Below are 26128 nucleotides of genomic sequence, written 5' to 3'. Positions count from 1 at the left end.
TCCAATTGTAATAAATTTAATATATCATTTAAAAAAATAAATATTTCGATTGATGATAGAAGAACTATAACTTGATAGAAATAATCTCTCCTCAATCCAAAAGATCGAAGAGAGATTATTGAAAATTACTTTATTGAATCACTTGTAATTCTACTGGAATAAACGAATCTACGTCTTCCCCATTTGCTAGTTTAAGTGCAGCTTCTACGGCTTCTTCACCAATTAAGATCGGTTGCTGGGCAATCGTACCATTTAATCGGCCATCCTCAACGGCTTCCACGGCATCATCTGTTGCATCAAATCCAATGATGATCAGGTCATGCCCTTCAGCTTCAGCAGCTTCTAATGCCCCTAAAGCCATTTCATCATTATGAGCAAAAACACCTTCAATGTCTGAATGACTTCTCAATATATTTTCCATAACGGTTAAGCCCTCTGAACGGTTAAAATTAGCTGTTTGTGAAGCAACAATTTCTAATTGTGATTCCGCAACATTATTGAATCCCTCACCACGCTCACGTGCAGCTGAAGATCCTGGAATACCTTCTAATTCTGCAACAGCAGCTCCTTCACCTACTAATTCAACCATTAACTCGCCAGCTAATTCACCACCTGCTGTATTATCTGATGCCACGTGAACAGCAACATCACCAGTTTCAGATTCACGATCAACCGTGATAACAGGAATACCTGCTTCATTAGCTGACTCCACTGCTGTTCCAACAGAAGATGAATCAGTTGGGTTGATCATAATAATATCGACATTTTGTTGGATTAAATCTTCTACATCACTGATTTGTTTTGAGACATCATCTTGAGCGTCAATGGTACGCAACTCGATTCCAAGCTCATCTGCTTTTTCTTCAGATCCATCGGCTAGTGTTACGAAAAAAGGGTTATTTAGCGTTGAAATTGAAAAGCCAATCACTAAATCATCAGTACTTCCCTCATCACCTGTCTCATCTCCAGCAGTATCTTCTTCATCAACTGGCGGTTCCATTGAACATGCCGCCATCAAAATTAAAACACCTACTACCATTAACATCATTAATCTTTTTTTCATTTAACTCACTCCTTTTATTTTTTACGATCAACTAAGACCGCTAATAGAATGACACTACCTTTAACAACTTGTTGGAAAAATGAACTTACACCAATCAAGTTTAAACCATTATTTAACACACCGATAATCAGTGCACCAATTAATGTACCGGCAATCTTCCCTTTACCACCTGTTAAGCTCGTTCCACCTAATACTACCGCTGCAATGGCATCTAACTCATAAGAATCACCAGCAGTAGGCTGAGCTGAACTTAATCGAGAAGTTAAAATGATGCCAGCAAAAGCAGATAGCATACCCGTTAAACTATAAACAAAAATCTTAATTCGATCAGCTTTGATTCCTGACAATGTTGCTGCTTCTTCATTACCACCGACAGCATAAATTCGTCGCCCTACTGTTGTTTGCTTTAAAATGATAAACAAAATAAGAAAAGTTACGAGCATCAAGATAGCTGGAATTGGGATCCCAAATAAATATCCCTTACCCATCATGACAAAAAATCCACTATCATTCATTCCTGAGATTGGACGTCCATCTAGAAGGACTAACGTTATTCCTCTAAAAATGGTCATCGTTGCTAACGTTGCAATGAAAGGAGCCACTTTACCCTTCGCGATGACGAGTCCATTAAATGCCCCCAACAAAGCTCCAGCAATTAACCCTGCTAAAACAGCTAACATAGGATCTAATCCATTTGCCATCATCATTGCCGATACAGCACTTGATAATGCCAAAGTTGATCCAACTGACAAATCAATTCCACCAGTTAAAATAACAAACGTCATCCCAAAAGCAATTAATCCATTAATAGAAACTTGTCTTAAGACATTAAATAAGTTTCCCGCTGTTAAAAAACCAGGATTGATAAATGAAATAACAATAACGATTAATAACAAGCCAAGTAATGGTCCTAATTTAGCTAATATGGAACCTAATCGTTTATTTGCGAACATGTTTCTCCCCTCCCGTTGCATAGTGCATAATATTTTCCTCTGTCAATTCATCTTTATCTAATATTTTCATTAATTCACCTTCACACATCACAGCGACTCGATCACTCATCCCGATAATTTCTGGCAATTCAGATGACACCATAATAATCGCTACACCATGCCCTGCTAAGTCTTGCATAATCTTATAAATTTCCTTTTTCGATCCAACATCAACACCGCGAGTTGGCTCATCTAAAATTAATAAATTAGGTCCAATCCCAATCCATTTAGCAATAACTACCTTTTGTTGATTACCGCCACTCAGAGATTTCGCTGATTGAGACCGATCAGATACACGAATATTTAAACGCTCAACCATTGTTTGATAAAAAGCCTGTTCATCTTGCTTTAACATCCAACCGTATCGTGATAGCGCTTTTAAATTGGCCAAATTCAAGTTATCACCAACAGAAAAATCAACAACTAATCCTTTTGACTTTCGATCTTCTGAAATAAAGCCAAGTCCTTTTTCAATCGCATCTTGGGGGTGCTTAATCGTCAATTTCTCACCGTTTAAATAAATAGAGCCTTTATCTTGACGTCGATAGCCAAAAATGGTTTCGACTAATTCAGATCGACCTGCTCCCATTAACCCTGATATACCTAATATTTCTCCAGCTTTCACATCAAATGACACATCAGAAAACTCACCTTCACGAGTGAGACTGGATACAGTTAGTTTGACTTCACCTATTTCAGTACCCGAGCTAGGGAAGCGATCTCCTAATTGACGACCAACCATCATACTGACAATTTCATCAAAATTTGTTTCCTCAATTTTTTTTGTTCCAATTGAATGACCATCACGTAAAACAGTAATTCGATCACAGATGGCGAAGATCTCTTCCATTCTGTGGGAAATATAGATAAATGATACGTCTTTTCGTTTTAAGCGATTAATGACTTCAAATAATGTATCAATCTCTCGATCTGTTAAAGCGGCTGTCGGTTCATCCATAATAATCACTTCAGCATTAGTCATTAAGGCTTTTGCTATTTCAATCAGTTGTTGTTTCCCAACGGAGAGGTCCTTAGCTAAAAGGGCAGGATCCAAGTCAAGCCCTAATTCTTTCAAACTTTCTTTGGCAGCTCGATTCATCTCTTTGTTATTGAGCCAGCCTAATCTATTTTTCGTTAATTCTTTACCGAGGAAGAGGTTTTCTGCAACGGTCAATTCTGGTAATATATTTAACTCTTGATGAATCACCGCAATTCCGTCTGCTTCAGCTTCACTCGGGTGTTCATATTCAACTGCTTTCCCCTTCACTTCAATCGTCCCAGCATCTCGCTGATAAATTCCTGCTAGAATTTTCATCAATGTTGATTTACCTGCACCGTTTTCACCCATCAGAGCGTGCATTTCACCTTTTTCAATAGAAAAATCAACCCCTTTTAGCACTTGATTCGTACTAAAGCTTTTGTCAATCCCTTTCATAGTAATAATCATGGTCCTCACCCTCTCTTAGAAGATTACACCAGCATGTAAAATAACATTGGCATATGGTGTATTTTCACCAGTCCTGATAATTGCTTTTACTTCTTGGCTTATCTCTTTCAACTGCTCATGTGAAACATAATCAATTGAATCATAAAGCTGTTCCACTTCTTGATGAATCATTGGATTTTGTTCTTTCACCTCTTCAGCAAGTGTGATTTGTTCAACTTCCATTTCATCATTTAATAATTCGACTACTTTCATAAAACTTGGATCACCTTGTCGAATGGTCAGATCAATACAGGTCATGCCTATAGGTATAGGTAACCCGCAGTCTGCAACCAGAACTTTATCCGTATGCCCCAGCTGACTTAACACTATTGATAATTCTCTATTTAATACACCATGCTTTTTCACTCAAACCGCTCCCTTACTTGCAAAAATCGTTTGACTTCTTCTAATGTCGGCATTCCATCCTGTGCACCAAATGTCTGAACAGAAAGAGCGCCAGCAGCATTAGCAAATTGTATCGCTTGTTTAATTGACCAACCTTGGGCCAGCCCAACAGCTAGCGCTCCATTAAACGTGTCACCAGCCCCAGTGGTATCAACTGCTTCCACCCGATAACCCTTTACAATCTGAGCTTTACCTTCATCATAGTATTTCACGCCTTCTTTACCTAAAGTAACGATCAATTGATCAGGTGATGCCTGCACACCTTTCACTTCTGATTCATTTGGCGTTAAATAGGTGACCTGTTCTTGAATGACTTCTGGTAAAGGCTGAATAGGAGCTGGATTCAAAATGACCTTAATCTCATTTTCATAACAGTAACCGGTTACATATTCGATTGTTTCTAATGGAATTTCTAGTTGTAAAATAACATAATCGCTTTGAAGAAGCATCGGTAAAAAACGTTCCACATATTGTGGTGTTACCCATTCATTTGCACCTGGAGTCACAATAATGCGATTATCATGATCGGAAACAATAATAGTTGCTATACCAGAATGACAATCTGTAACGGGTTTCACACCATCGTTATTAACACCATTTTTCACTAAATTATCTAATAACAGTTGACCAAATAGATCATCACCGACTCGACCAATCATATTCACATCTGCCCCCAATCGAGCAGCAGCTACAGCTTGATTAGCCCCTTTACCACCAGGGATCATTTCAAAGTTCTGTCCCATCAATGTTTCGCCTTGGACAGGGACATGATCAGTAGATGTCACCATGTCCAAGTTAATACTGCCAATAACAGTAATTTTAGGTTTATTCATTTTGTTCACTCCTCAATGTTTCACGTTCTAATAGAGTTGTTTCTAAATTATAGTGATAGCGTTCAACCAGCTGTTTTTCTATTTGCTTAATTAATAATCGGGCTGATAATGCACCCATTTTATAGATAGGTTGAGCAACGGTCGATAATGAAGGGATTAACATTTCACCTAATGGTATCCCATCAAATCCAATTAACTGAATATCATTCGGAATATTTAACGATAATGACTTGGCTGCTTTCATTGCTCCGGCAGCCATCACATCACTACTGGCAAAAATACCATCTATCATTGGATATTCACTTAAAGTCTTTTGCATTATTTGTTTAGCAGATTCAAGATCAAAACCTGATTCAATAACAATATGAGCCATATTATTTTCCTCAACTGCTTGTTTAAATCCATAATAACGATCTTCTGCCGTTTGCACTCGTTTCGGCCCTCTAATGTGCGCAATAAATTGACTTCCTCGATTAATTAATAACTGAGTTGCTTGTTTTGCCCCTTTATAGTTATCTGAGCGGACACTTGGGATCTCGTCACCAATTGAACGGTCTAACATCACAAGAGGTAATTGATAACTTTTATAATCATCAGCTGTTAATTCATTAGTTGCCAAGATTAATCCATCAACATACTTTTGTTTTAATGCCTCTATATAACGTTTCTCTTTTTCCACATCGTCATCCGTGTTACAAGTCACAACTGTGTAACCATAAGTTAATGCTACATCCTCAACAGCTCTTGCTAACTCTGGAAAGAATGGATTTGATATATCTGGAATGATTAAACCAATCATTTTAGAATTCTTATGATAGAGTGATCGCGCAACGGAGTTCGGTTTATAATTTAATGCTTTGATAGCACCAGCTACAGCTTTTTCTGCTTCTTTACTCAAATATCCCTTTTTATTTAAATATCTTGATACTGTCGCAACTGATACATCCGCATACTTTGCAACATCTTTGATTGTTGCCATTGACTCACCTCTTAATCTGTAACCGGTTACAGATAATATACTATAGGTGATTATAATTGTCAACTTCTTTTCAAAAAATCGTTAAACGTTGTTCTGCCTTTCAGTGGCGTTGTATAAAAAAATGAAGATAAAATCAAGTGATTGGCTCTAACTAAGAGGAGCACAACCACAACAGAAAGATGTTCCACTTTCCTATGGGCAAATGTTTATCGTGGAATGAGTAACCACACATGTCTTCGGTGGGGCGAGTAACCGTACTAAGGAAGACTACGGAGCATTAACAATGTAAGAAAAACCGGGAAAACTCCGCTCAATCCTTTTCTTTCTATCTAAATTAGAGCACACCTGATAATTGGGATTCCTGTCCATGAATGCCTTTATAGTATTCTGGATACATTTCTTCTCTGCAATAGTCACACTGAAGCTGTGACGGATAAACAGGATCCCATTCATCCGGTCAAAATCCTGCCCGACATCATAAGGTATTTTTCCTTCTCCATGGCAATCCAAACAGTGATAATTGATGGATTGGCTCTTTTTTGATAACTGTAGGTGATCACTTTCTTTTTGGTTTTTTGATTTTTTCAATATATTGGAATTTATTTTCCGTATAGGTCCTTACTTCTTTTATCAACGCTATTTTTATGTCCAATGCTTTTCATCCTCTCTTTGAATGCACACTATAATGAAAGTTTTATCCTAAAGGCGAAAATCTGAAAAGTCAACGCTTCTACTTAATCATCGTTCTACCCTTAAGGCATCTTGACTGAACCTATAAATCAAGTTCAGCGATTTGCAATCAAGTTAGCGAAAATACAATCAAGTTCGCCGATTTGCAGTCAAGTTCGGCGAAATACAGTCAAGTTAGCGAAAATACAATCAAGTTCGGCGAAATACAGTCAAGTTCAGCGCTTTCCTTTTTGTTGACTCTTTTTTATCAGAATAATCAATCTATTATTCATTATAAAGAGCGCCCATCAAGGGATGGGAACGGCAGGTGGTGACTCCAGTGGGAACAAATGGTTTCGGTGGGACGAGTAACCCGCACTAAGGAAGGCTACGGAGCATTAACACCGCAAGAATAAGTGTTTTTCTTATTCTGAGTCCCACCCAGTCCCAACGCCTGCATACCCTACGTCCTGTAGGCCTCAATCTCCGTGAAAAGCGAAGCCATTGCTTTTCGAAACGACATATTTTCTATATATGTAAGAACATCGAACCCAGCCCTCCGTGTCTAAGTAAAGTCAATATATCTATTGAGTGACGGGTCTCACGAACACTATCAAGGGTGAATGACTAATTTTAGTGTGAGAAAGTTGAGTAAATAAAATAAACCGCATGGATTTTTAATATTACCCTGCGGTTTATTTAAAGCAATGCTCATGATTTCTAAGTTTTTTCAGCAAAATATTTGATTGTTCCTTTGATTGAAGAAATACGACGACATTGATCACAACTATTTTTATAGCTGAGGGAACTTTTGAAAATACAAGATTCTTTTCTTCGTCTAATATCCTATGTCTTCATTCAACTAAACAAGTTAAATCATCTACCTTTTTAGCTAATTCCTTTTGGCTTCGATACATCTCAACCATTTCTTCGATAAGGCTCTTTTCTGACATTACAGTCATTAGATGATCTTGTGCGTGAACCAATAAGACGGATAGCTGTGGGATTTCTCCCTTAGTCTCTTGTTGGATAAAACGGGTTTGTAATTTATGCGCTTCGAGAAGTTCTTCTGATGCTCGTTTTATATTTTCTTCACATTGATCAAATTTAAAATTTCTAGCAAGCACTAAAGCCTCGTGCAAATGATTTTTGGCATTGCCAGCATACAAAATAATGTCCATTGATAAATTCTCAATCCTCATTTGCCACCCCTCCGTAATGGATGATTTCAATGGCTTGCTCCATTATCAAATCCTTAATTTCTTTAGCCGTTAATATCTCTAACTCTTTCATCCTTGTATCAGTATAGCTGCTTATATCCTTTAACCAAAGATCCAAAAACGCAGGATGACACATGATTTCAGTAATACCAGACTTTAAGTTAGACAATATATTAAGGAAATTCTCTTTAGAAACATTTTCCTCATTATAAAAATGATCATAGAAAAAATCCGCACTAACCACTTTCTCTTTGACTTCCATTTGAGAGTAGGTTCTTATTGGAATCTGATCGCGAGCTGCTACTTCCAAGACTACCTCCATTGCAGATGGGTTGTGAAGATGCAAATGATGGTGGCTATCAATATGAGTGATAGAACCATACCATTCATTTATTAGCTCAAGCTGTGCTTCCAGTTCATTTTTTAAATCTTGTTTTTTAGCTGACTTCATTAACAATTCACCTTTTAGAAAATTACCCAAATTATCAGTTAAACTACTCCGATTCGAAAAAACCGGTTGTCCTGCATCAAGTACCCAATGCAATCCGATTCCCAATTTCGGATATTTTTTTGCCTCATCCAAACTTTGTTTCGCAAACGGAGTATTAACCATTGCAGTTGTACTTGAAACCACACCCTTTTGGTGGGCATATAGAATTCCACAGGTTACGCCTGGTGTCAAGCCAAAGTCGTCAGCATTTATTATCACTTTTCTGTTGTGTTTTTTCATGATCTAAGCTCCTCATTATGCTTCAGTCGCAGCAGATTCCAATTCAACTTTTTCTTCTTGTTCTTCTTCAAGTAGTTTTTTATCATATAGTCTAAAAAACGGATAGTAAATGATCATCCCAACAATTATATTGACAATCATTAATACACCGCCACGCCAATCTCCAGTTGTCAGTATACCAGAAAACGGAGGCGGCGTGGTCCATGGTACCATCACATATGGCTTGCCTACCAAGCCAATTGACATCGAAAAGTAAGTGATTATGCCCACTGCCAGCGGGGCAAGTATAAAAGGAACAACTAATAATGGGTTCATCACAATCGGAGCCCCAAAAAGTGTGGGTTCACTAATATTGAAAAAACCTGCCCAAATAGAACCTCGACCTAGGCTTTTTAAATGTTTAGATTTTGCCCGCCAAACAAATAATATAGTTAAAGACACTACCATACCACAACCGCCAACAGCCCACCAAATAGCCATAAAAGGCTGACCGATAATATGGGGTAATTCTTCACCCGCTTGCTGTGCAGCAACGTTTTGTTCGGTAAGACTATACCATATGGGTGCCATAATACTGGCTACAACAGAAATACCATGAATACCGAAAGACCATAACAAATGGATTAGAATAATTGCTATAATAGCTCCCCACAGACTTGAACCCATTGCTTCTAATGGCTGGCGTAAAACAGCTCCAATAATATCATGTAATGATAACCCAAAGGTATTTTCTAATAAGAGACCTATTCCCCAAACGATAAAAACAATGACAGCACCAGGAATTAAAGCTGTAAAGGCACGCCAAACAGATGGTGGAACTCCAGCTGGCATTCGAATAACGATATTTCTTTCTTCGAAAAAGCGAAAAACTTCTACTGAAAAAATAGCCAAAATAATAGCGATGAACAGCCCTTCACTTCCCATTAAGTTTAACGGAATGTTTCCATTTTCAGTAAGAGGTGTGGCAACAAAAAATGTAGCTAAGCTAATTACACCTGCTGATAACTCATCCATTTCATAACTTTTAGCAAGGCTGTACGCTATCGAAAAGACAGCGACAAGACCCAGCAAACCAAAAGTAGCATCTACGGGCATACTGAGTGCAGCTGCATAGGGTGACATGAATTCTGCCCATGATTCTACAGGTGGAGATGAAATGATTAAAAAAATACTTCCAATAATTAATAAGGGCATTGTCGCAATGATACCGTCTCTAATCGCTTTCAAATGGCGTTGTTCAGCCAATTTTCCTGCTATAGGCATAAAGTAGCGTTCCATAAAAGCATTAAAACGATCCATAACTAACTCCTCCTCTTTTATTTAATTATGTCTAATGCCTGATCAAGTACTTTCTTACCATCGGTAGCCCCGTAAGCTTTCATATCGATAATATCTATGGGTACACCTGCATTTTTAGCTTTTTTGAATAATTGATTTTTTTTATATCGAATTTGCGGGCCTAACAGAATAACATCAGAATCCTTGAGTTGCTTATCAATTTCATCAGCTGAATAGGCTTCAATAGTTGCTTCTATTTCACGATTTTCCGCCACCTTTTTCATTCTTTCAACTAGCAAACTTGTACTCATTCCTAATGCACAAAGCAGTGTAATTTTCATCATGCCCCACCTCCCCTCTCAATATATTTAATTAAACATTTATTTATGAAAACGTGGTAAGGGGAAGAACACCTTATTAACTTGATGTTTCTTATCCAACCCCACCATGATTAAACAATATAGAGTTATGATTCCATTTCATGGCTAACTGCCCAACTCAATTCAGGACATTACACACCCAACAGTTCGCCACTTTAAATTCTATTATCTTGTTTACGTACACTTATATAAACCTTCCTTACCTTTGGCTGTATCTATCAGCTTAACTTCTATAATATTCTTGACATACTAATAATTAATGAGATCTTCTAATCGTCCCGAGTTCTATGAAGAATCAAAGCTATCTTCAAATTTCTCATCTGCTTCTTATCTTTAGTTTATAATGAAAACATAATTAATTTAAGTTAATCTTTTACCTTACCCAACGGTAAAAAGTAACACAAAAAAAGCATCCCCCGATGCTTTTTATCTGTAGAATATTTAGCTTATCCTTATTTTCTCTCTAAATTGGTCATAAGTATGACATGATAATAATTCAAACACGACATGTTTGTTATCAACTAATTGAACTAATAAATGAAACAAAGAACTCAAGTCTTCTTTTTTTGATTTATCTACATTAAGAAGGATAACTAATTGAACCTGTTTACCTCCCCACTCAATCGGCTTATTTAGTGTCAAAATAGACAGAATGGTTGCTGTAGTACCAGCCTGCATGGGATGTGGCAAAGCAACAAGATTTCCAAAACTTGTAGGTGCTTGTCTTTCTCTTTCTAATACTGATTGTGTATAGCCTGCATCAGCTTGGTTATTTATAATCAGTTGATTGGTCAAAAATTGTATAACCGCTTCAGGTGTTTCAAAATCACGATTTAAGAATGTATATTCACGAAAAATATATTTTTCTAAATTGGCAGTCTGATGATCAAGTATTTTTTCAATGACAGAAATATCACTATGACCAAGAATGGTGCTAACATAGATCACTGGAATACTCAGTGATCGCTCAATTGGAACTGTACTTATAATAAAGTCAATATCTTCTAATGAGTAGTTGGCTAAATTATAATATTCAGTCGTTCCAATCACATTAACCCGATCTCGAAATTCATTTTCAACTTTGTGTAACAACAGCTGTGCACTACCTAAACCTGATGCACAGACAATTAAACATCTTTTTCGTTTGATAGAAGTATTTTTTGATTTTTCTTGTGCCGTCTCCAAATGAAGGGCAATATAACCAACTTCATCTTCATTTACTCTAAAGTTAAACTGATCATATATAACCTCAGCACCCGTCGTTGCCGCTGCAAAAGATAAAGGAAAATTTAATTTAATATCTTCTAACATAGGATTTCGGATATTCATCTGATAACGATATCTGTTAATAGCCGGTTTTAAATGAAGACTCAAATTCATAAGAAGCTCTTTATCCCCAGCAAGTTTCATACCATAATGGTTGTCAATCCTTTGAACCATTTCTTTAGCCAACAGATAGACTTCCGAATCAATAAAACGATGCATATCGTTATTATCACGAATGGAAGACACTAATGTTGTCCCTTTTAAATGAATCGATAGATAAACTATTTCATTTTGCGGAAAATCAACGCCAAGTTTTTCTTTGATTTCAAATAAAATTTCTTTTGCTACCCTATATTCTTTTTCATCTTTAATTTGATAGAAATCATTTTTCTCAAGGTGAACATGGGCATCTTCACTAATTCTTTTGTAAGCAATAGCAATATGAGTTAATAGATTATGCAAACTAATATCTGAAATAATGATTTTGTATTTTCGAAGGTTTTTTAAAATAGAATCACGAATGATCTTTAAGTCAGACGAGGGCAGTATATTTAATTGTTGTTTTTCTAAAGGTAGCGGTTTTTGATTAAAAATATACTCTGAAATACAGAATCTGATTGATGTTTCTTTACCAACGATTTTTATTCCATAATGGGGCTTATGCTCAATAAACAAATTATATTTTTTCAAAATTTGCCGCACAGATTTTAAATCAATTTGCAGAGTCGAACGACTAACAAATACTTCAGTATGCAAATCCTCAATTTTAATATAATCTGAATTAAATAATAATTTTTCTAATAAAAAATTCACCCGTTCCTTTGAGGTAGTTGGAATGATAGGGTGTTTTTTTTCTGTATCTTCAAGAAAATACTTTCTTAATCCTTCTTTATTATGGGGCTCTAAAAAGAACCCTTTTCCACGGATCGATTGAATTTGAATAGCATAGGGTTTTAATTTTAAATTTATTGCCTTAATATCATTCCGAATAGTTTTTGGACTCACATTAAGTTCAGCTGATAGTTGAGCACTAGTTAACGGGGCGCCATTCACATTGTTTAATAATTGAATAATTGCATATTCCCGACCTGTCATTGTTACTCTTCACCTCGATATACATATCTACTATTCTCCAGAAATATCACTCTTTTATAGTGCCTGCTGCATTTGTGTTACTAGTAGTTATTATGATGTGAATCTTAACACTATGTTAAAATATTAAAAAAATTTGCTTTCATTCATCTTTTATTTGTACATAGGATGCAGACGCCAAGTATTGTATTAACAGTCTCAATATTTCTATCTTATGATTAATAATTTCTTCATCGGTTATTGTTCATTTGTTATGATGGGATAATTCTAATGGGACCCACTCCGTATTTCTTCTAGCTAAAAGCCTATCATTCATCAAGCTGTAGTGGTCTTAATTCCTTACCTAATTTTCCGTCCTTCTTAATGATCAAATGACACCTTTTAGCTAATATGATTTGTAGATCTTAGGCTATTGATCTATAATTTAACAAAGGGAGTTGATAACATGAACCGTTGTACATGGGTAACACAAGAACCACTCTACATAGCATACCATGATCACGAATGGGGGAAGCCCGATTATCATGATCATTACTTATTTGAAATGCTTTGTTTAGAAGGAGCACAGGCTGGTTTAAGCTGGTGGACCATTTTACAAAAGCGGGAAAACTATCGAAAAGCTTTTGATCACTTTGATCCAGAAAAAATCGTTAACTATGATCAAGAGAAAGTAAAACAACTTCTTGGAAATTCAGGAATTGTTCGAAATAAATTAAAAATAAATAGTGTCATTTCAAATGCACAAGCCTATTTAAAAATTGTTGAATCTGGACAATCATTCTCAAACTATATTTGGCAATTTGTCAATGGTCAACCCATCATTAATTATTGGAAAAACGAGCAACAAGTCCCCGTCTCCACGGAAATTAGTGAAAAAATGAGTAAACAATTAAAAAAGGATGGCTTTAAATTTGTCGGACCCACGATCTGTTATGCCTATATGCAAGCAGTTGGAATGGTCAATGATCATACAACCGACTGCTTTTGTCATCCAAATCATTCAAAGTAAGTCTATATGATGCTTAGGCAGGACATGAAGATAAGTTTAAGCACTTAAGTGCAAGCTCATCTCGCTAATTTTCATCGGATAAAACAAAATTTCCATTAATAGGAGTTAGACTTATACACTGTTAGTCATGCTGCCCCGAGATTGACGGAACGGTAATCTAAGATAAAATGAAACTTCAATCAGTGGGAGATAGTCCTACAGGATGTAGGTCATGCATATGGTTCCGGTGGGGTGAGTAACCGCACTAAGGAAAGCAACTTTAGCACTCACATCGCAAGAATAAGTGTCATTCTTATTCTGAGTCCCAGTCCCAAGTCCTTTCGATGGGGTGAGTAACCGCAACCCTGGATGTTGCCACAAATGTTTTCGGTGGGACGAGTAACCGCAGCAATGTTGTCAGGTTAATACGACCGCTTCGGAAATATACTTCGCTTTCCGTGGGCTTGTCCTCAGCCTCCTCGAAAAAGAAGTACACTTTTTCTGCGGGGTCTTCACACGGCGCTTTCCCACAGGACAAGGAAAGCTACGTCAACGAGACATCGCACGAAGAAAATGGCCTTTTATTTTCGAGGAGTCTACGTATATTTCCTACGCTCTGATTACGTAGGGTTCAACTTCTGAATGACCTACTCGTTTTTTGTCTCAACTTTTTTATCATCTCCTTTCTCATGCAAAATGGAGCGTGTTCAATCATTCAAAAAACAATGAATCACACACTTTCTAGTGAATGTTCATCTCATCTCAGCTGTTGCTAATATATACTTAGAGGAATAACCCCTATTAATTATGGAAAAAGTTAGATGAAAAGGCTCATTAAAAAAATGATCCAGTCACAACTATCGAGAGGAAAGCGGAACAGATCTCATCTGCGGAGGGGGGCCCTCTATATCCATATTCTGTTTGTTCATGAATAAATCTTTTTGTTCCACCCTCTTAATCGATTACTTGGCTTAACCTGACAACATTGGTAACCGCACTAAGGAAAGCAACTTTAGCACTCACATCGCAAGAATAAGTGTCATTCTTATTCTGAGTCCCAGTCCCAGGAGGTGACGGTTTTAATCTGCGTTCCTTAATACCCACTGATATTGTTAAGGAACACAAGCTAACGTCTTCGCGTCCTGGGGAAACGCTTGTGTGACCAACATCGTGTTGACCCAAGTTTTACGGACGGTTATCTGTGATAAATGGGGTTACACGCAATATTAGGATCTGCACGCAATTGCGTGCAGATCATCATTGTTTGATCACATGATTCAATCATGTAAATTCTATATATAAGTGGGCTTTTACTAAGGATATCAATCTTCATCTCTATAAGTTAAAGAGCCATTTTACTTACGATCTAATTGAATTAATCCTCATATAAGCCGAATTTTTGCCAAGGTTGTAAGTAATCAAGTAAGAACAGCTCATCTTCATCTACTCTTCCTACTACATTTGTTTTTCCTGAATTTTCCATATCCTTTAAAGCTATTTGTAATTCACCAGCATAATGAGCATAAAGACTGCTTTCAATTAAAATATCACCCTTTTTAATATCTTGTGGATTAAAAACTTCAAAATGATGACCTTTATATTTTACGCGGCTTTGTGTGGAACGAATGAGATAGGCTGAAACGTCGCCACGGTTAAAGTGAAATTCGTCTAATACTATTTTACGTTCTAATTCAGGAATATCTTTATTTAAATACACTTTAAACTTTAATAAGTTTGGGTCTACGTTTGATAATTGCTTTAATTCTTCCTCTGATGCAAATGCATTAGCAATGATTACGTCATCAATCAATTCGATTGCAAATAAATGTTTGGCTTGAACAGTAACTGGTAATTCTCTATGCTGCTCTAATGTACAAAGTCCTTCATCAACAGGCCAAGGTCCAATACTAGCAGATTGTGATGATACAAAGGCTGCAGTTGTTAATCCCAAGTCTTTAAATTGTTTTGATGTACGGATAAAATGTTCCTCCGACAGACCTGCATATCGATGAGGATAGAAGTTATGACTCCCCACTATATTTTCCAGATTAGGTTTATACTTCATCACATTATCAATATAATGAGCTCCTGTACTCATGTTAATTTCAATTTTTAAATCATATGGGTTAAATGACATTAATGACTCTTCGTTTCCAGAGTAAGCCATATCCAATCGAATACCACTCGCTTTTGTTTCAGCGAAAAATGATAAATCTTCATATGAAATATCTAATTCACTAAAAACTCTTGGGCTAACATCCAATATTGTTTCCATTCCTAAAGAAATACCGTGCTCAATGAGACCTCTAAATTCCTCAATAATTTCCGCTCTACTTTTATTAACTGATAATAAACAGGTAAAAATACGTTTAAAACCATACTTACTTGCCCTATTCATATATTCAATATTATCTTCATATTTAGTATGTTCAGGGTAAATTGAAATACCAAGTCGTTTCATCATGTACTTCCTTTCTTTTATTTAGGATATGTGATGGAACCTAGAATAACTGGTTTTTCAGCTCCTGTGACAGTTGGCACATTACCAGCTTTTTGATGGAGTGTCTGATTAGCTAAAATAACAAAAGCGATAGCTTCTTTAGCATCTGATGAGAAGCCTAATTCTTCTTGGGTCAAAACTTCTACCGATTGTTTGGATAACAGCTCTTTAAGCATGGTTACAAGTGTTAAATTGTGAACTCCCCCTCCAGAAATAATAAGTTGTTCGACTCCATATCCATCTAGTAATAAGTCGTTTATATGTTTATTAACTGTATTCGCAGTAAAAGCTGTCAAAGTATGAATAATATCTTCAGGTTTAGCATCTTGATACTTTTCAATCGTTTGAATGGTGAAATCTCTACCAAATTCATCCCTGCCTGATGATTTAGGCGGCTCTTTCGTAATGAACCAATGGCTCATCAATTCATCTAGCAATGGGTTGATAAGTGTCCCTTTGTTCGCAATTGAACCCCCATCATCGTAATCTAGATCATAAAAATAATTGACAGCTTCATTGATCATCATATTTCCTGGACCAACATCAAAGCCAAACAGTCCACTTAATTCTCCCTCTTTTGGTATATATGTTAAATTACCTATACCACCAATGTTTAATAATATTTTTGCTTTATCATCTCGATATAAAATATATTCACTAAAAGGAACGAGCGGCGCTCCTTCACCTCGAGCCGCCATATCTTTTTCTCTAAAGTTGGACACGACCATTGCTTGAGTTTGATAGGCTATAACTGACGGCTCCCCTAATTGCAGGGTTGAACGATATACCTCCTCATCACCTGCTGCTTCATGAAAAATCGTTTGTCCATGTGAGGCAATATATGCGAGCTGATCTGTAGCTATTTTGTTTTCTTGACATATTTTCTTGACACAAGATGCATACTCATAGCCCAATTCAAAATTTAATGATGAAAGTTGAGAAACATGAATAAGGTCTCCACTAACCATATATTTGACTCGTTCTAATGTTGTCGGATGGTATGGATAGGTTTTAAAATCGACCACATCTACTGTTGTCTCTTCATCTACTCCCTTAATGCGACACAATACGGTATCAATTCCATCTAAAGATGTTCCCGACATTAAACCAACTGCATACTGGTAGGAGTCATCTTGTTCATTTAATGAATTAAAATAAAAATGAACCGCTTGATTGGGTTCTATTTCCTTAATCATTTCAACGTCAACCCCATTATTTTTTAACTTCATCAAAATGTAATCCGTTATTAATGATGTATGTGTTAAAATCCCTCCCATCATAGCAAGTTTGATTTTTCCTTCTATTTCTAAACGAGTGATTAGATTAACTAATTTGTCAAAGAGGATCTCTGCCACTTCATATATTATTGACTTCGAAAAGGAATCTTCATTATTAGCTGATTCGATGACTATTGGTGCTAAGTTTGCAATCACACTTTTCTCATTATGGTAGATAAATGTTTTGATCGATTCCAAATCATCCATTTCCAGTCTATCTAATAGTTCTCTCATAACAACAGGCACCTTGCCACTAGATTCATAGACATCAATCGAAGACCTTATGGTTCGAATCACGATATCGTATCCACTGCCCTCATCACCAAGCAAGTGCCCCCAGCCACCCAGTTTTAGTGACTTCATTCCATTTTCACCATATATGACTACACCCGTACCACCAACAAGTAAGATACCATTATCATTTCCAAAAATACTTCTATAAGCTAAAAGATAATCAGATTGAATCACTATAGGTACTGAATAATACAATTTAAATTGTTCAACGAGAACCGTTTGTTTATTTGCTGGTAATCCTGCTATTCCAATAGCAATACCACATAATTCATTTGCCTTTTGCTTCTCTATGACACCATCAATACTCAATTTTATATTGTTATAAGCCTCTTCCCAGTTTACGCTTAAATTCCCTGGTCCTTTATTGACTTCAGCAATTTTATTCTGCGCTTCATCATAGGCAATAGCTGAGGTTTTCGTTCCTCCAGCATCTACACCAATAAAATAATTCATTTCCTTCCCTCCTAACTAATCAAATGATTAGGTTGATTTATTTTGATGTTTAAAACCCGTTTTTATTTTTCCTGAATCTAGCATTTCCCTCGTCGTTTCAAAGAAATAAATATTTGTCCAGCAAAATATAATCGCTAATAAAGCCCATACTAAAAACGGTAAATTAGGAAACAAAATGGTTGGAATAATTAATATAAATGGTCCAATGAAACCGACCAGCCAACGATTAGGCTGATATTTTCTCCTGACTTTTCGAATTACCTTCAATCCCGTGATGAAAATAACAAAAAGTATTATTGCAAAAATGAAATAATACATATAAGCCACTCCCTAGTTGAGCATTTTTTTAAAGATAGGAATCATTCGTTTAATCATTTGGTGTTCTGCAATAGCTGTCATCAGATGATCTTGAGCATGAATCATCAGTAAACCACCAGTCACCGATTCTCCTTGAAGTTCCTGCTGAATTAACTTGGATTGTACATTATGAGCTACATCCATCACCTCTTGAGCACGTTGAATCAACTCATTTGCTTCATCAATATGACCTTCTTCTACTTTGTCTAAGGCTTGATAAGTTAAATCTCGAGCATCACCGGCATTCGCAATAATATCAAAAATCATTTGTTCCGTATCCATGTTTCATTCACCTTTCAATCATTAATTTGAGATCAAACTCAAGAGGTTGAAGATTTCAACCTCCTGAGCTATTTATTATGCTGTAGCAGCGTCAGCCTGCTCTTCTTCCATCATCTTCTTCTCATAAACTTTAAAGAATGGATAGTAAATAGCTAAGGCAACTAAAATATTAATAATAACTAATATAGCCGCCATTATACTGCCCCCCGTTGCCATCCATGCACCGATCGGACCTGGTAACGTCCAAGGCGCCAAAACGGTAAAGCCACTTACAATTCCAGTCTGGATCGCAAAATAAGAAATGGTTGTGATAACAACGGGTGCTATGATGAAAGGAATGCCAAGGATGGGATTCATTACAATCGGTGCACCAAAAATCATAGGCTCGTTAATATTGAAAATCCCTGGGATAATACTAAATTTCCCCACTTGCTTAAGATATGTTGATTTAGAAATAAGAAATAGAATGGCCAAAGCTAAAGTTGCACCAGATCCACCAATCCAGACTAACCATTGATAAAATGGCTCTGGAGCAATATAAGGTAGTCCACCTTCACCAAATATCATACTTCCACCGTCTGACACTGCGGCGGTATTAGCATCAAGCATAATTAACCAAGCTGGTCTCAAAACAGAGCCAATAACAGATACCCCATGTATACCTGCCGCCCATAATAAAGTAATAAGTAAGACAGGGAGCATGACACCAAAATAATTATTACCGGATATTTCTATTAATGGCGAGAACACACTCATCAACAATTCATTGATATCTAAACCAATCATGACTCTTAAAACCCAAGCGAAAATAATAACAACACCTGCCGGAAATAGGGCTTCAAATGATCGAGCAACCGACTCAGGAACTTGATCAGGCATGGTTAAAGTCATTTTTTTCTCTTTCATAAACCGCATAATTTCAACAGCAACAATCATCGATAGGATAGCAGTAAACATACCAGCTCCACCTAAGTTACCCATTGGCAGAACCCATCCCATAGGTGTAGCGCCATCAATGCCTGCATTTACAGCCTCTTCCATCACTCCATCCACATTTAGCGGAATGTTCATCATTAAAAACATCGCTAATGACAGAACACCGCCGGATACACCATCCAATTTATAGGATTTGGCGAGACTGTATCCCATTCCATAGGTGGCATAAACACTCATTAGTCCTACTGTTAAACGATGCGGAATCATGATGTCAGCAACATAAGGGGCAACCAGTTCCTCTAAAAATGGAATCGGTGGTTGAGCAAAAATGATAAAAAAGGAACCTACAATAATAAGTGGAAGCGTCGAAATAACACCATCACGCACTGCCCTTAAATGTCTTTGTTCAGCTAACTTTGCCATTGGCGGCATGAATTTCTCTTCTAGCCATTTCATAAACTTTTCCATCATATCTAACTCATCCTTTCTTTTTTTGGCTACTTGGCTCCTGCTTTAATCTGTTTAATCAAACTGGGTGCACCAATGGGTGTATACCCACGTGGAGGAATCATCTCACATGGAACGCCCGCTTCTTCTGCCGCAGCCTTAAAATCCTTAAAACGATGTTTGACTTGCGGAGCAACTAAGGAATAGTTATAGTTATTTTTTACTTCCTCAGCAAACTCCCCTGTCCCAACAGCTTTGATCTCCATATCTATTTCCTGTTTATCTGCTTCCTGCTTGAGTGATTTTACAACGATCGCACTAGACATGCCACCTGAACAAACCATCAATACTTTCATCTTCATCTCCTCTTTTCGTTAATATTTGGGTAACACTTAGCTGCTTGTCAAACATAACTATTTATTTTTGATCATTCAGCTATCGCATTATTTTTATCAACCGAAAAATACAATGACCAACTTAACATGATAGTTAAAACCATTTGAATGGAACATCTCCCAATGGCTGATTCAAGAATTTCCTATAACGTTCGATCACCTACAATCAAGCCAACATCAACATTCGGAGAGCTTAATTGAATATCATTTAAACCTCTCCTATTGCTCTAATACATTCAGTTCCTTCAATCATATTAATTAGTGCACCCTCACCTCCCCGCAATTGAACCAGCAACCCTTTCGCAAATGGTCAATTCCAGCTGTGATAAACTTTTTTATCGAAATGGTAACTTTTATATCTGCTTGATTCGCTACCATTAACACCTTTACTTAAGATATTTGATCAAGGACTAATATATTCGGATTCTGTTGTTCAACCATGATACAGTCTTAGTTCATTATTTTGAGCTGACTCTTTTTCTATCATGGTGAAAACGACTACATGATCTGGAATTGAGATGAATTAAATATTATTTGTTCTCGTCGTTTGCAATTATTCAATCTTTTTCTTTAATCTGACCTGAATAGAAAAAAGTAATATCAACATGAATTTGGACACCATTAGTAGTTGGATATGCCTAGCGTGACTAATATATAACCTTTTATTAATTCTAGTAAATTTTAATTGAACATCTTGTGCAATAATTTGTGAGATACCGATATCGAAAGTTTTATGAAGTAAATCGTTTTATCAAAATAAGTAAAACAATGTTCTAGGGAATAAATAAGTTGTATGTAATAGTGGAATAAACTAGATTGTCTATGATATTTATCGGTATAAAATAGTAGTATGTACGAAATCTGAGATTGCGTGCGAATGCACGCAAATATCAGACGTTGAGTATAAATCTTGGAATAAATTATTAAGCTTGAATAAATTGAATTTGATCACCATTTTTTATCATATCAACGATTGATAGATAATCTGGACTCACTTCACCAATCACGTTCACTCGCCAATCCTCAGGGTAATCCTCACGTAGGATTTGAATTTCCCCAGAGTAACGCTGATAGTGAAGATTATCCATTGTGATCATGCCACGTATTCGGTTTTTGCAATTATTAGGCTCGATTTTATCGCCAGCACTGGCATAGCCTCTTGATTCTTGAAGGCGCATGATCCCTTGTGGGGAATCAATTCGAATTGTAAATGTTTGTTGATAAAGTGACATATGTTGTTCAGTGAATTGAACAGGAATTTGAATGATCTTCGTCTTTTGATAGGTTTCGATTAATCTGAATTGTTGTTCTGAGATTCGAACATCCCCAATAAAAACATGATCAATCTTGTAATTTTGCACCATATCTAAATATGCTAAATACGGTGGCAAGTTACGATGACTTTCAACTGTTGGCAACCCCGCTTTTATTGGTGCTCGCTTCTCTTCATCTCCAGGAATAAATGCCATCACTTCAATAGAATCATCAATTAACTTATCATTTATTGAATTAAATAGTCTCTGATCTAATCCTGTCTCTGGACGCGGATAAAAATTGTGCATCGCATAGACCTGTTGCTCTGTTTCTACTACAGCATCCAAATCCATGGTTGACGCATTGTAGGCAAGAGGGATTTTTTCAGCAATCTCCTTAATCTGGTCATCAGTAAAGCCATAGTCCAATCGGAGGACATCGATGTGCATTTTTTCAGCAAAGCTAACTAAATCTGGTTCATTAAAATATTCCAGTGTCTTTGGTGAAACATCTGCAATGATCGAGAAACTATTTGCATACAGCCAATCACACATTTGGACGGCTTTTTCCAGATATTCTTCATCGACCTCTTCTGAGATATGGAAAGAAGTGAAGACAAAGCCTTCACTTCCTATTCTATTTTTCAACATCTCTTTCTGTCGGTCAAAGGTTGAAATATAAACCGAAAGACCCATCCGATTAAACATTTAAGACATCTTCCTTTTTAATAAAGAGATGGGTAATGATAAAGCCACCAATATATGAAATGAAGATACCAATCACAAAGTGGATCATCTTATCTGCGTGCATTAATGGAACAGCAACCAAGCCGGAAGGTCCCCAAGCATTTGACATCACATTCATCATCATGGCATAAGCACCGCCAAAACCAGCTCCTAGCCCTGCAGTAATGAACGGTTTTCCAAGCGGTAGGGTAACCCCATAAATTAGCGGCTCTCCAATTCCTAGAATTCCGGCTGGCAGTCCACCAGCAATCACTTGTTTCAAACGATCATTACCAACTTTTTTACACATCAGGTAGATCGCAACAGCCGCACCAACCTGACCGCCTCCTGCCATAGCAAGGACAGGGAATAGTGATACTCCTCCTAATACTTCAAGCTGGATCGCATAGATTGGAATTAAACCATGGTGTAAGCCTAGTAATACCATCGGTAAAAATAGTGCTGCCAGAAGATAGCCAGAGATAATATTGACAATCGTATATTCGGAGCCAATAATCAAGCTTAACCCACTGACTAACCAATCTGATACCAATCCAGATGCAGGCATAACAATGAAAATAAATAATATAGCTGTAATCAATAAAGTAATAACAGGTGTAACAATTAAATCCAATACATCAGGAATACGTTTACGAACAGCTTTTTCAATTTTAGCTAAGATGAATACACCGAAAATAACTCCGATAATTCCACCTTTACCTGTTGTCAAAATTGAATTGAGCGGTTCATCAGCATCAAATAATCCAAATAATTGCGAGATCTCATCAATTGGTGCAGCTATTGACATGGCACCAACCATTCCGCCAAGAGCTTCAGTAGCTCCAAAGCGTTTGGCTGAGTTAATTCCCGTATAAATCGCAAAGTAACCTAAGAATCCAGTACCAATTAATGAAAATAACAGCCGGACCGTTTCCCAAAATTGTCCTGCCAGGGCACCTTCACCTTGCATCGTTCCAATTAAACTACTAAACCCATTGAAAATACCCGCAGCAATAATGGCTGGAATCATTGGAATAAATATTCCGGCAATCAATTCCAGAGCAGATTTCAATTTCCCTTGTTTTTGTCCCTTTTTAACACTAGCCTTATTCTCCTGCCAGTCATTTGTTGTTGAGGTTTCTGATCCGCCTGCTGAATCCTGCTTAACACTGTATTGTTCAACTAATAAATCAGCCAGCTTTTTCGCTTTACCTGGGCCAACAACAATTTGTAAAGTTTCTGCTTCAACGACACCCATAACACCTTCAAGTTCTTTCAGCTCATCTACTTTAACCTTGCTATCATTAACCAAACGAACTCTTAAACGCGTCATACAATTTGTTGCAGATTGAATATTGTTCGTTCCACCTACCAATTCAACAATTTCACGGATCAATTGTTCATTCTTTTTAGCCATTTCACGCACCTCTTTCTTTAATTAATCAAGTGTTTTTCGAATATGTCCATTGGCAGCGTCTAGTTTCTGTTCTGCTGTTGCTAAATCACAGTCTAATAAAATCATCGTAATCGCCAACTTAACATTTCCATTACTTTTCCTGAGCTGCTCCTTGGCAATCGCTCGACTTACCTCCGTGGCTGCCATCACAATATTTTCAGATCGTACTTCTAATTTTTCATTGGTTCGTTGGACGTCAACCATAAGATTTCGATATACCTTTCCAATCCCCACCATTGAAAGAGTTGATAACATGTTCAAGACCAGCTTTTGAGCTGTACCCGCCTTCAATCTGGTTGATCCCGTTACAACTTCAGGACCAGTCACAACTTCGATTGGAATATTGGCGACTTGACCAATTTCTGAATGAGCATTACAGGCAACCGCTACCGTTTTTGCACCAACTTGATTAGCATATTCTAATCCTCCAATTACATATGGTGTTCGACCACTTGCAGCCAAACCGACAACAACATCTTGGGAAGTTAGATGAATATTTTTTAAATCGCTTTCCCCCATTTCGCTATTGTCTTCAGCACCTTCAATCGCATCAATTAACGCATCCTCACCTCCTGCAATTAAACCAACAACCATTTCCTTTGGTGTACCAAATGTCGGGGGACATTCTGCTGCATCAAGTACACCTAATCGGCCACTCGTACCAGCACCTAGATAAATCAATCTTCCTCCCGATTCAAAAGCAGTGACAATTTCTCGAACGGCCAATTCCAGTTGTGGTAAAACTTTTTTTATTGCAACGGCAACTTTCATATCTTCTTGATTCATTACCGTTAACGCCTCTGCATAAGATATTTGATCAAAATCTAACGTATCCGGATTTTGTTGTTCAGTCGTCATGCGACCTAAATTAATCATTCTGATCCGACTCCTTCCATATCTGTGTTTTCTCTAGAATTTCTATTGATTTTTCGTACTGCATGTTGACATAAGCAGTGTAAAGGATATCAACTAAATTAAGTTGCGAAATTCTTGAAGACATCGCCCCACTGCGGAAAGCATATTCATTAGCTGCGACAAATAAATTGTGGTCAGCCAAATCAATAATGGGTGCGCTTCCATACTTCGTAATCGAAATGATTTGAGCATTATTCTCCTTCGCTGCTTTGGCACATTCAATCATTTCACTTGTCTGTCCTGAGTAGGAAAAAATAATACCCACGTCATTTGCTGCCATATTACGTGCCATTAATAGCTGCGTATGCCAATCTGCACTTATATATGACATTTTATTGATTCTAGTAAATTTTAATTGGGCATCTTGGGCAACAACTTGCGAAGCACCAATCCCAAATAAGACAAGTTTTTCACAGTCATAAATTAGTTCCACACAATGCTTGATGACTTTAAAATCGAGTAAGTTTGTTGTTTCTTCAAGCGACAATATATTTTTGTTCATCACTTTATTAACAATATCATGGATCGAATCTGTCCGTGTTACATCGGGCATTTCTTTTGATTTATAACTTTTTCTTACCGCTTGTTCGTAAATCAAGGCTTTAGAAAACTCTTTGTAACCAGAAAAGCCATTCTTTTTACATAAACGGATGATTGACGAGGGCGAAGAGAAAGTTAACTCCGCTAATTTGTATATCGTCATCTGTGCAACCTGATCAGGGTGTTTTAACACATAGTCAATAATAACTTGCTCAGTTGTACTCGCTTGACTCAAAAATTCTCTTAGTCTAATTGTCGCGATTTTCATACGAAAACTCCTTCTCGATATATTTTGATCATAACATCTTAAAACATAGTGTCAATAAAATTAATTATTCGAGAAACATTATACCATAATGTGAATATTTCTATTGTTATGTTGTTTTTTATATGAAACTTTTGATTCTGCACAATAAGAATAACAAATTTTTAAAGTATGCAATAAAATGGATAATTTCCCTCTTCATTATCAGAAGCTGTGGTCGTTACAACAATTTTCTGATAATTAAATCACTTGAAGAAAATATATAAAAGGAGTAAGATAATATCGTATCTTTTTTGCTGGTGTAGCACAGTTGGTAGTGCACTTCACTCGTAATGAAGGGGTCGGGGGTTCAAGTCCTCTCACCAGCATTCAATGGAGAAGTACCCAAGTGGCTATAAGGGGATGCACTCGAAATGCGTTAGGGCAAGTCATTGTCGCGTGGGTTCGAATCCCACCTTCTCCGTCAATAATAGTTAACATTCCTCAACTACAAAACTTCATTATTCATTGCAAAAGCTGGGACAAAAGTAAAAGAAGCAGTTAAAAAAGCGAATGGTTATCCAAGTAAATTGAGATAACCATTCGCTTTATCGTTTGACTTTCACTTTCTAAATTAGAAGTGTCCAATCGTTCGGAAAAACCACGGGCACA

General features: G+C 36.9%; 22 protein-coding genes and 2 tRNA genes. 3 read left to right on the top strand and 21 right to left on the bottom strand.

Annotation, left to right across the window (positions count from 1 at the left end; all coding sequences use genetic code 11):
* Positions 1-130 precede the first annotated feature (130 nt).
* The 11 genes from ACS127_RS09045 to ACS127_RS08995 form a co-directional block, all read right to left on the bottom strand.
* Positions 131-1063: a D-ribose ABC transporter substrate-binding protein gene (locus ACS127_RS09045; protein ID WP_440894714.1), complete on the bottom strand. Its 933-nt coding sequence runs from the start codon at positions 1061-1063 to the stop codon at positions 131-133.
* A 14-nt stretch (positions 1064-1077) separates the two neighbouring features.
* On the bottom strand, positions 1078-2016 hold the full coding sequence (locus ACS127_RS09040; RefSeq protein ID WP_440894713.1) for an ABC transporter permease subunit: 939 nt from the start codon (positions 2014-2016) through the stop codon (positions 1078-1080).
* Positions 2003-3502 carry a sugar ABC transporter ATP-binding protein gene (locus ACS127_RS09035; protein ID WP_440894712.1) on the bottom strand — a complete coding sequence of 500 codons (1500 nt, stop codon included), beginning with the start codon at positions 3500-3502 and terminating at the stop codon, positions 2003-2005. The genes ACS127_RS09040 and ACS127_RS09035 overlap by 14 nt, the downstream gene beginning before the upstream one ends.
* A gap of 15 nt (positions 3503-3517) precedes the next feature.
* On the bottom strand, positions 3518-3907 hold the full coding sequence (rbsD, locus tag ACS127_RS09030) for a D-ribose pyranase (protein WP_440894711.1): 390 nt from the start codon (positions 3905-3907) through the stop codon (positions 3518-3520).
* On the bottom strand, positions 3904-4779 hold the full coding sequence (locus ACS127_RS09025; RefSeq protein ID WP_440894710.1) for a ribokinase: 876 nt from the start codon (positions 4777-4779) through the stop codon (positions 3904-3906). Before ACS127_RS09025 ends, rbsD begins: the two co-directional genes overlap by 4 nt.
* The gene (locus ACS127_RS09020; RefSeq protein WP_440894709.1) at positions 4772-5758 is read right to left on the bottom strand and encodes a LacI family DNA-binding transcriptional regulator; all 987 of its coding nucleotides are present in this window, start codon (positions 5756-5758) and stop codon (positions 4772-4774) included. Before ACS127_RS09020 ends, ACS127_RS09025 begins: the two co-directional genes overlap by 8 nt.
* Before the next feature lie 1523 nt (positions 5759-7281).
* Positions 7282-7629 carry a PTS lactose/cellobiose transporter subunit IIA gene (locus tag ACS127_RS09015; RefSeq protein WP_440894708.1) on the bottom strand — a complete coding sequence of 116 codons (348 nt, stop codon included), beginning with the start codon at positions 7627-7629 and terminating at the stop codon, positions 7282-7284.
* Complete coding sequence (locus tag ACS127_RS09010; protein WP_440894707.1) at positions 7619-8377, bottom strand: carbohydrate deacetylase; 759 nt, start codon at positions 8375-8377, stop codon at positions 7619-7621. The genes ACS127_RS09015 and ACS127_RS09010 overlap by 11 nt, the downstream gene beginning before the upstream one ends.
* A 15-nt stretch (positions 8378-8392) precedes the next feature.
* Entirely contained in the window at positions 8393-9676 is a 1284-nt protein-coding gene (gene celB, locus ACS127_RS09005) for a PTS cellobiose transporter subunit IIC (RefSeq protein WP_440894706.1), read from the bottom strand.
* Between the two features lie 17 nt (positions 9677-9693).
* Positions 9694-9999, bottom strand: coding sequence for a PTS sugar transporter subunit IIB (locus ACS127_RS09000; RefSeq protein ID WP_440894705.1), 306 nt, complete (start codon positions 9997-9999; stop codon positions 9694-9696).
* A gap of 477 nt (positions 10000-10476) precedes the next feature.
* Entirely contained in the window at positions 10477-12396 is a 1920-nt protein-coding gene (locus ACS127_RS08995) for a BglG family transcription antiterminator (protein WP_440894704.1), read from the bottom strand.
* Positions 12397-12838: 442 nt separating this feature from the next.
* Here ACS127_RS08995 and ACS127_RS08990 point away from each other — a divergent pair, with 442 nt between their 5' ends.
* Positions 12839-13402, top strand: a complete 564-nt coding sequence (locus ACS127_RS08990) for a DNA-3-methyladenine glycosylase I (RefSeq protein ID WP_440894703.1) — start codon at positions 12839-12841, stop codon at positions 13400-13402.
* Positions 13403-14756: 1354 nt separating this feature from the next.
* Here ACS127_RS08990 and ACS127_RS08985 read toward each other — a convergent pair.
* The 10 genes from ACS127_RS08985 to ACS127_RS08940 form a co-directional block, all read right to left on the bottom strand.
* Positions 14757-15842 (bottom strand): DUF871 domain-containing protein, encoded by a 1086-nt coding sequence (locus ACS127_RS08985; protein WP_440894702.1) that lies wholly within the window; start codon positions 15840-15842, stop codon positions 14757-14759.
* Positions 15843-15859: 17 nt separating this feature from the next.
* Entirely contained in the window at positions 15860-17905 is a 2046-nt protein-coding gene (gene anmK, locus ACS127_RS08980; protein ID WP_440894701.1) for an anhydro-N-acetylmuramic acid kinase AnmK, read from the bottom strand.
* A gap of 27 nt (positions 17906-17932) precedes the next feature.
* Positions 17933-18172, bottom strand: a complete 240-nt coding sequence (locus ACS127_RS08975) for a hypothetical protein (RefSeq protein ID WP_440894700.1) — start codon at positions 18170-18172, stop codon at positions 17933-17935.
* 63 nt (positions 18173-18235) lie between these two features.
* Positions 18236-18544, bottom strand: a complete 309-nt coding sequence (locus ACS127_RS08970) for a PTS lactose/cellobiose transporter subunit IIA (RefSeq protein WP_440894699.1) — start codon at positions 18542-18544, stop codon at positions 18236-18238.
* A gap of 75 nt (positions 18545-18619) precedes the next feature.
* A complete protein-coding gene (locus ACS127_RS08965; protein WP_440898115.1) occupies positions 18620-19948 on the bottom strand; it encodes a PTS sugar transporter subunit IIC in 1329 nt (442 codons plus the stop codon).
* 29 nt (positions 19949-19977) lie between these two features.
* Positions 19978-20283, bottom strand: coding sequence for a PTS sugar transporter subunit IIB (locus ACS127_RS08960; RefSeq protein WP_440894698.1), 306 nt, complete (start codon positions 20281-20283; stop codon positions 19978-19980).
* Between the two features lie 962 nt (positions 20284-21245).
* A complete protein-coding gene (locus ACS127_RS08955) occupies positions 21246-22283 on the bottom strand; it encodes a MupG family TIM beta-alpha barrel fold protein (RefSeq protein ID WP_440894697.1) in 1038 nt (345 codons plus the stop codon).
* The gene (locus tag ACS127_RS08950; protein ID WP_440894696.1) at positions 22276-23718 is read right to left on the bottom strand and encodes a PTS transporter subunit EIIC; all 1443 of its coding nucleotides are present in this window, start codon (positions 23716-23718) and stop codon (positions 22276-22278) included. The genes ACS127_RS08955 and ACS127_RS08950 overlap by 8 nt, the downstream gene beginning before the upstream one ends.
* 21 nt (positions 23719-23739) lie before the next feature.
* Positions 23740-24633 carry an N-acetylmuramic acid 6-phosphate etherase gene (gene murQ, locus ACS127_RS08945; RefSeq protein ID WP_440894695.1) on the bottom strand — a complete coding sequence of 298 codons (894 nt, stop codon included), beginning with the start codon at positions 24631-24633 and terminating at the stop codon, positions 23740-23742.
* Positions 24626-25480, bottom strand: coding sequence for a MurR/RpiR family transcriptional regulator (locus tag ACS127_RS08940; protein ID WP_440894694.1), 855 nt, complete (start codon positions 25478-25480; stop codon positions 24626-24628). The genes murQ and ACS127_RS08940 overlap by 8 nt, the downstream gene beginning before the upstream one ends.
* Positions 25481-25772: 292 nt before the next feature.
* Here ACS127_RS08940 and ACS127_RS08935 point away from each other — a divergent pair.
* Positions 25773-25845, top strand: a tRNA-Thr gene (locus ACS127_RS08935).
* Positions 25846-25851: 6 nt separating this feature from the next.
* A tRNA-Ser gene (locus tag ACS127_RS08930) sits at positions 25852-25940 on the top strand.
* Positions 25941-26128 lie beyond the last annotated feature (188 nt).

Origin of the sequence: Amphibacillus sp. Q70 (genome assembly GCF_052055485.1) — a bacterium.
GTDB lineage: Bacteria > Bacillota > Bacilli > Bacillales > Amphibacillaceae > Amphibacillus.
The sequence above is the reverse complement of the archived record's forward strand: the minus strand, read 5'-3'. Positions and strand labels throughout refer to the sequence as shown.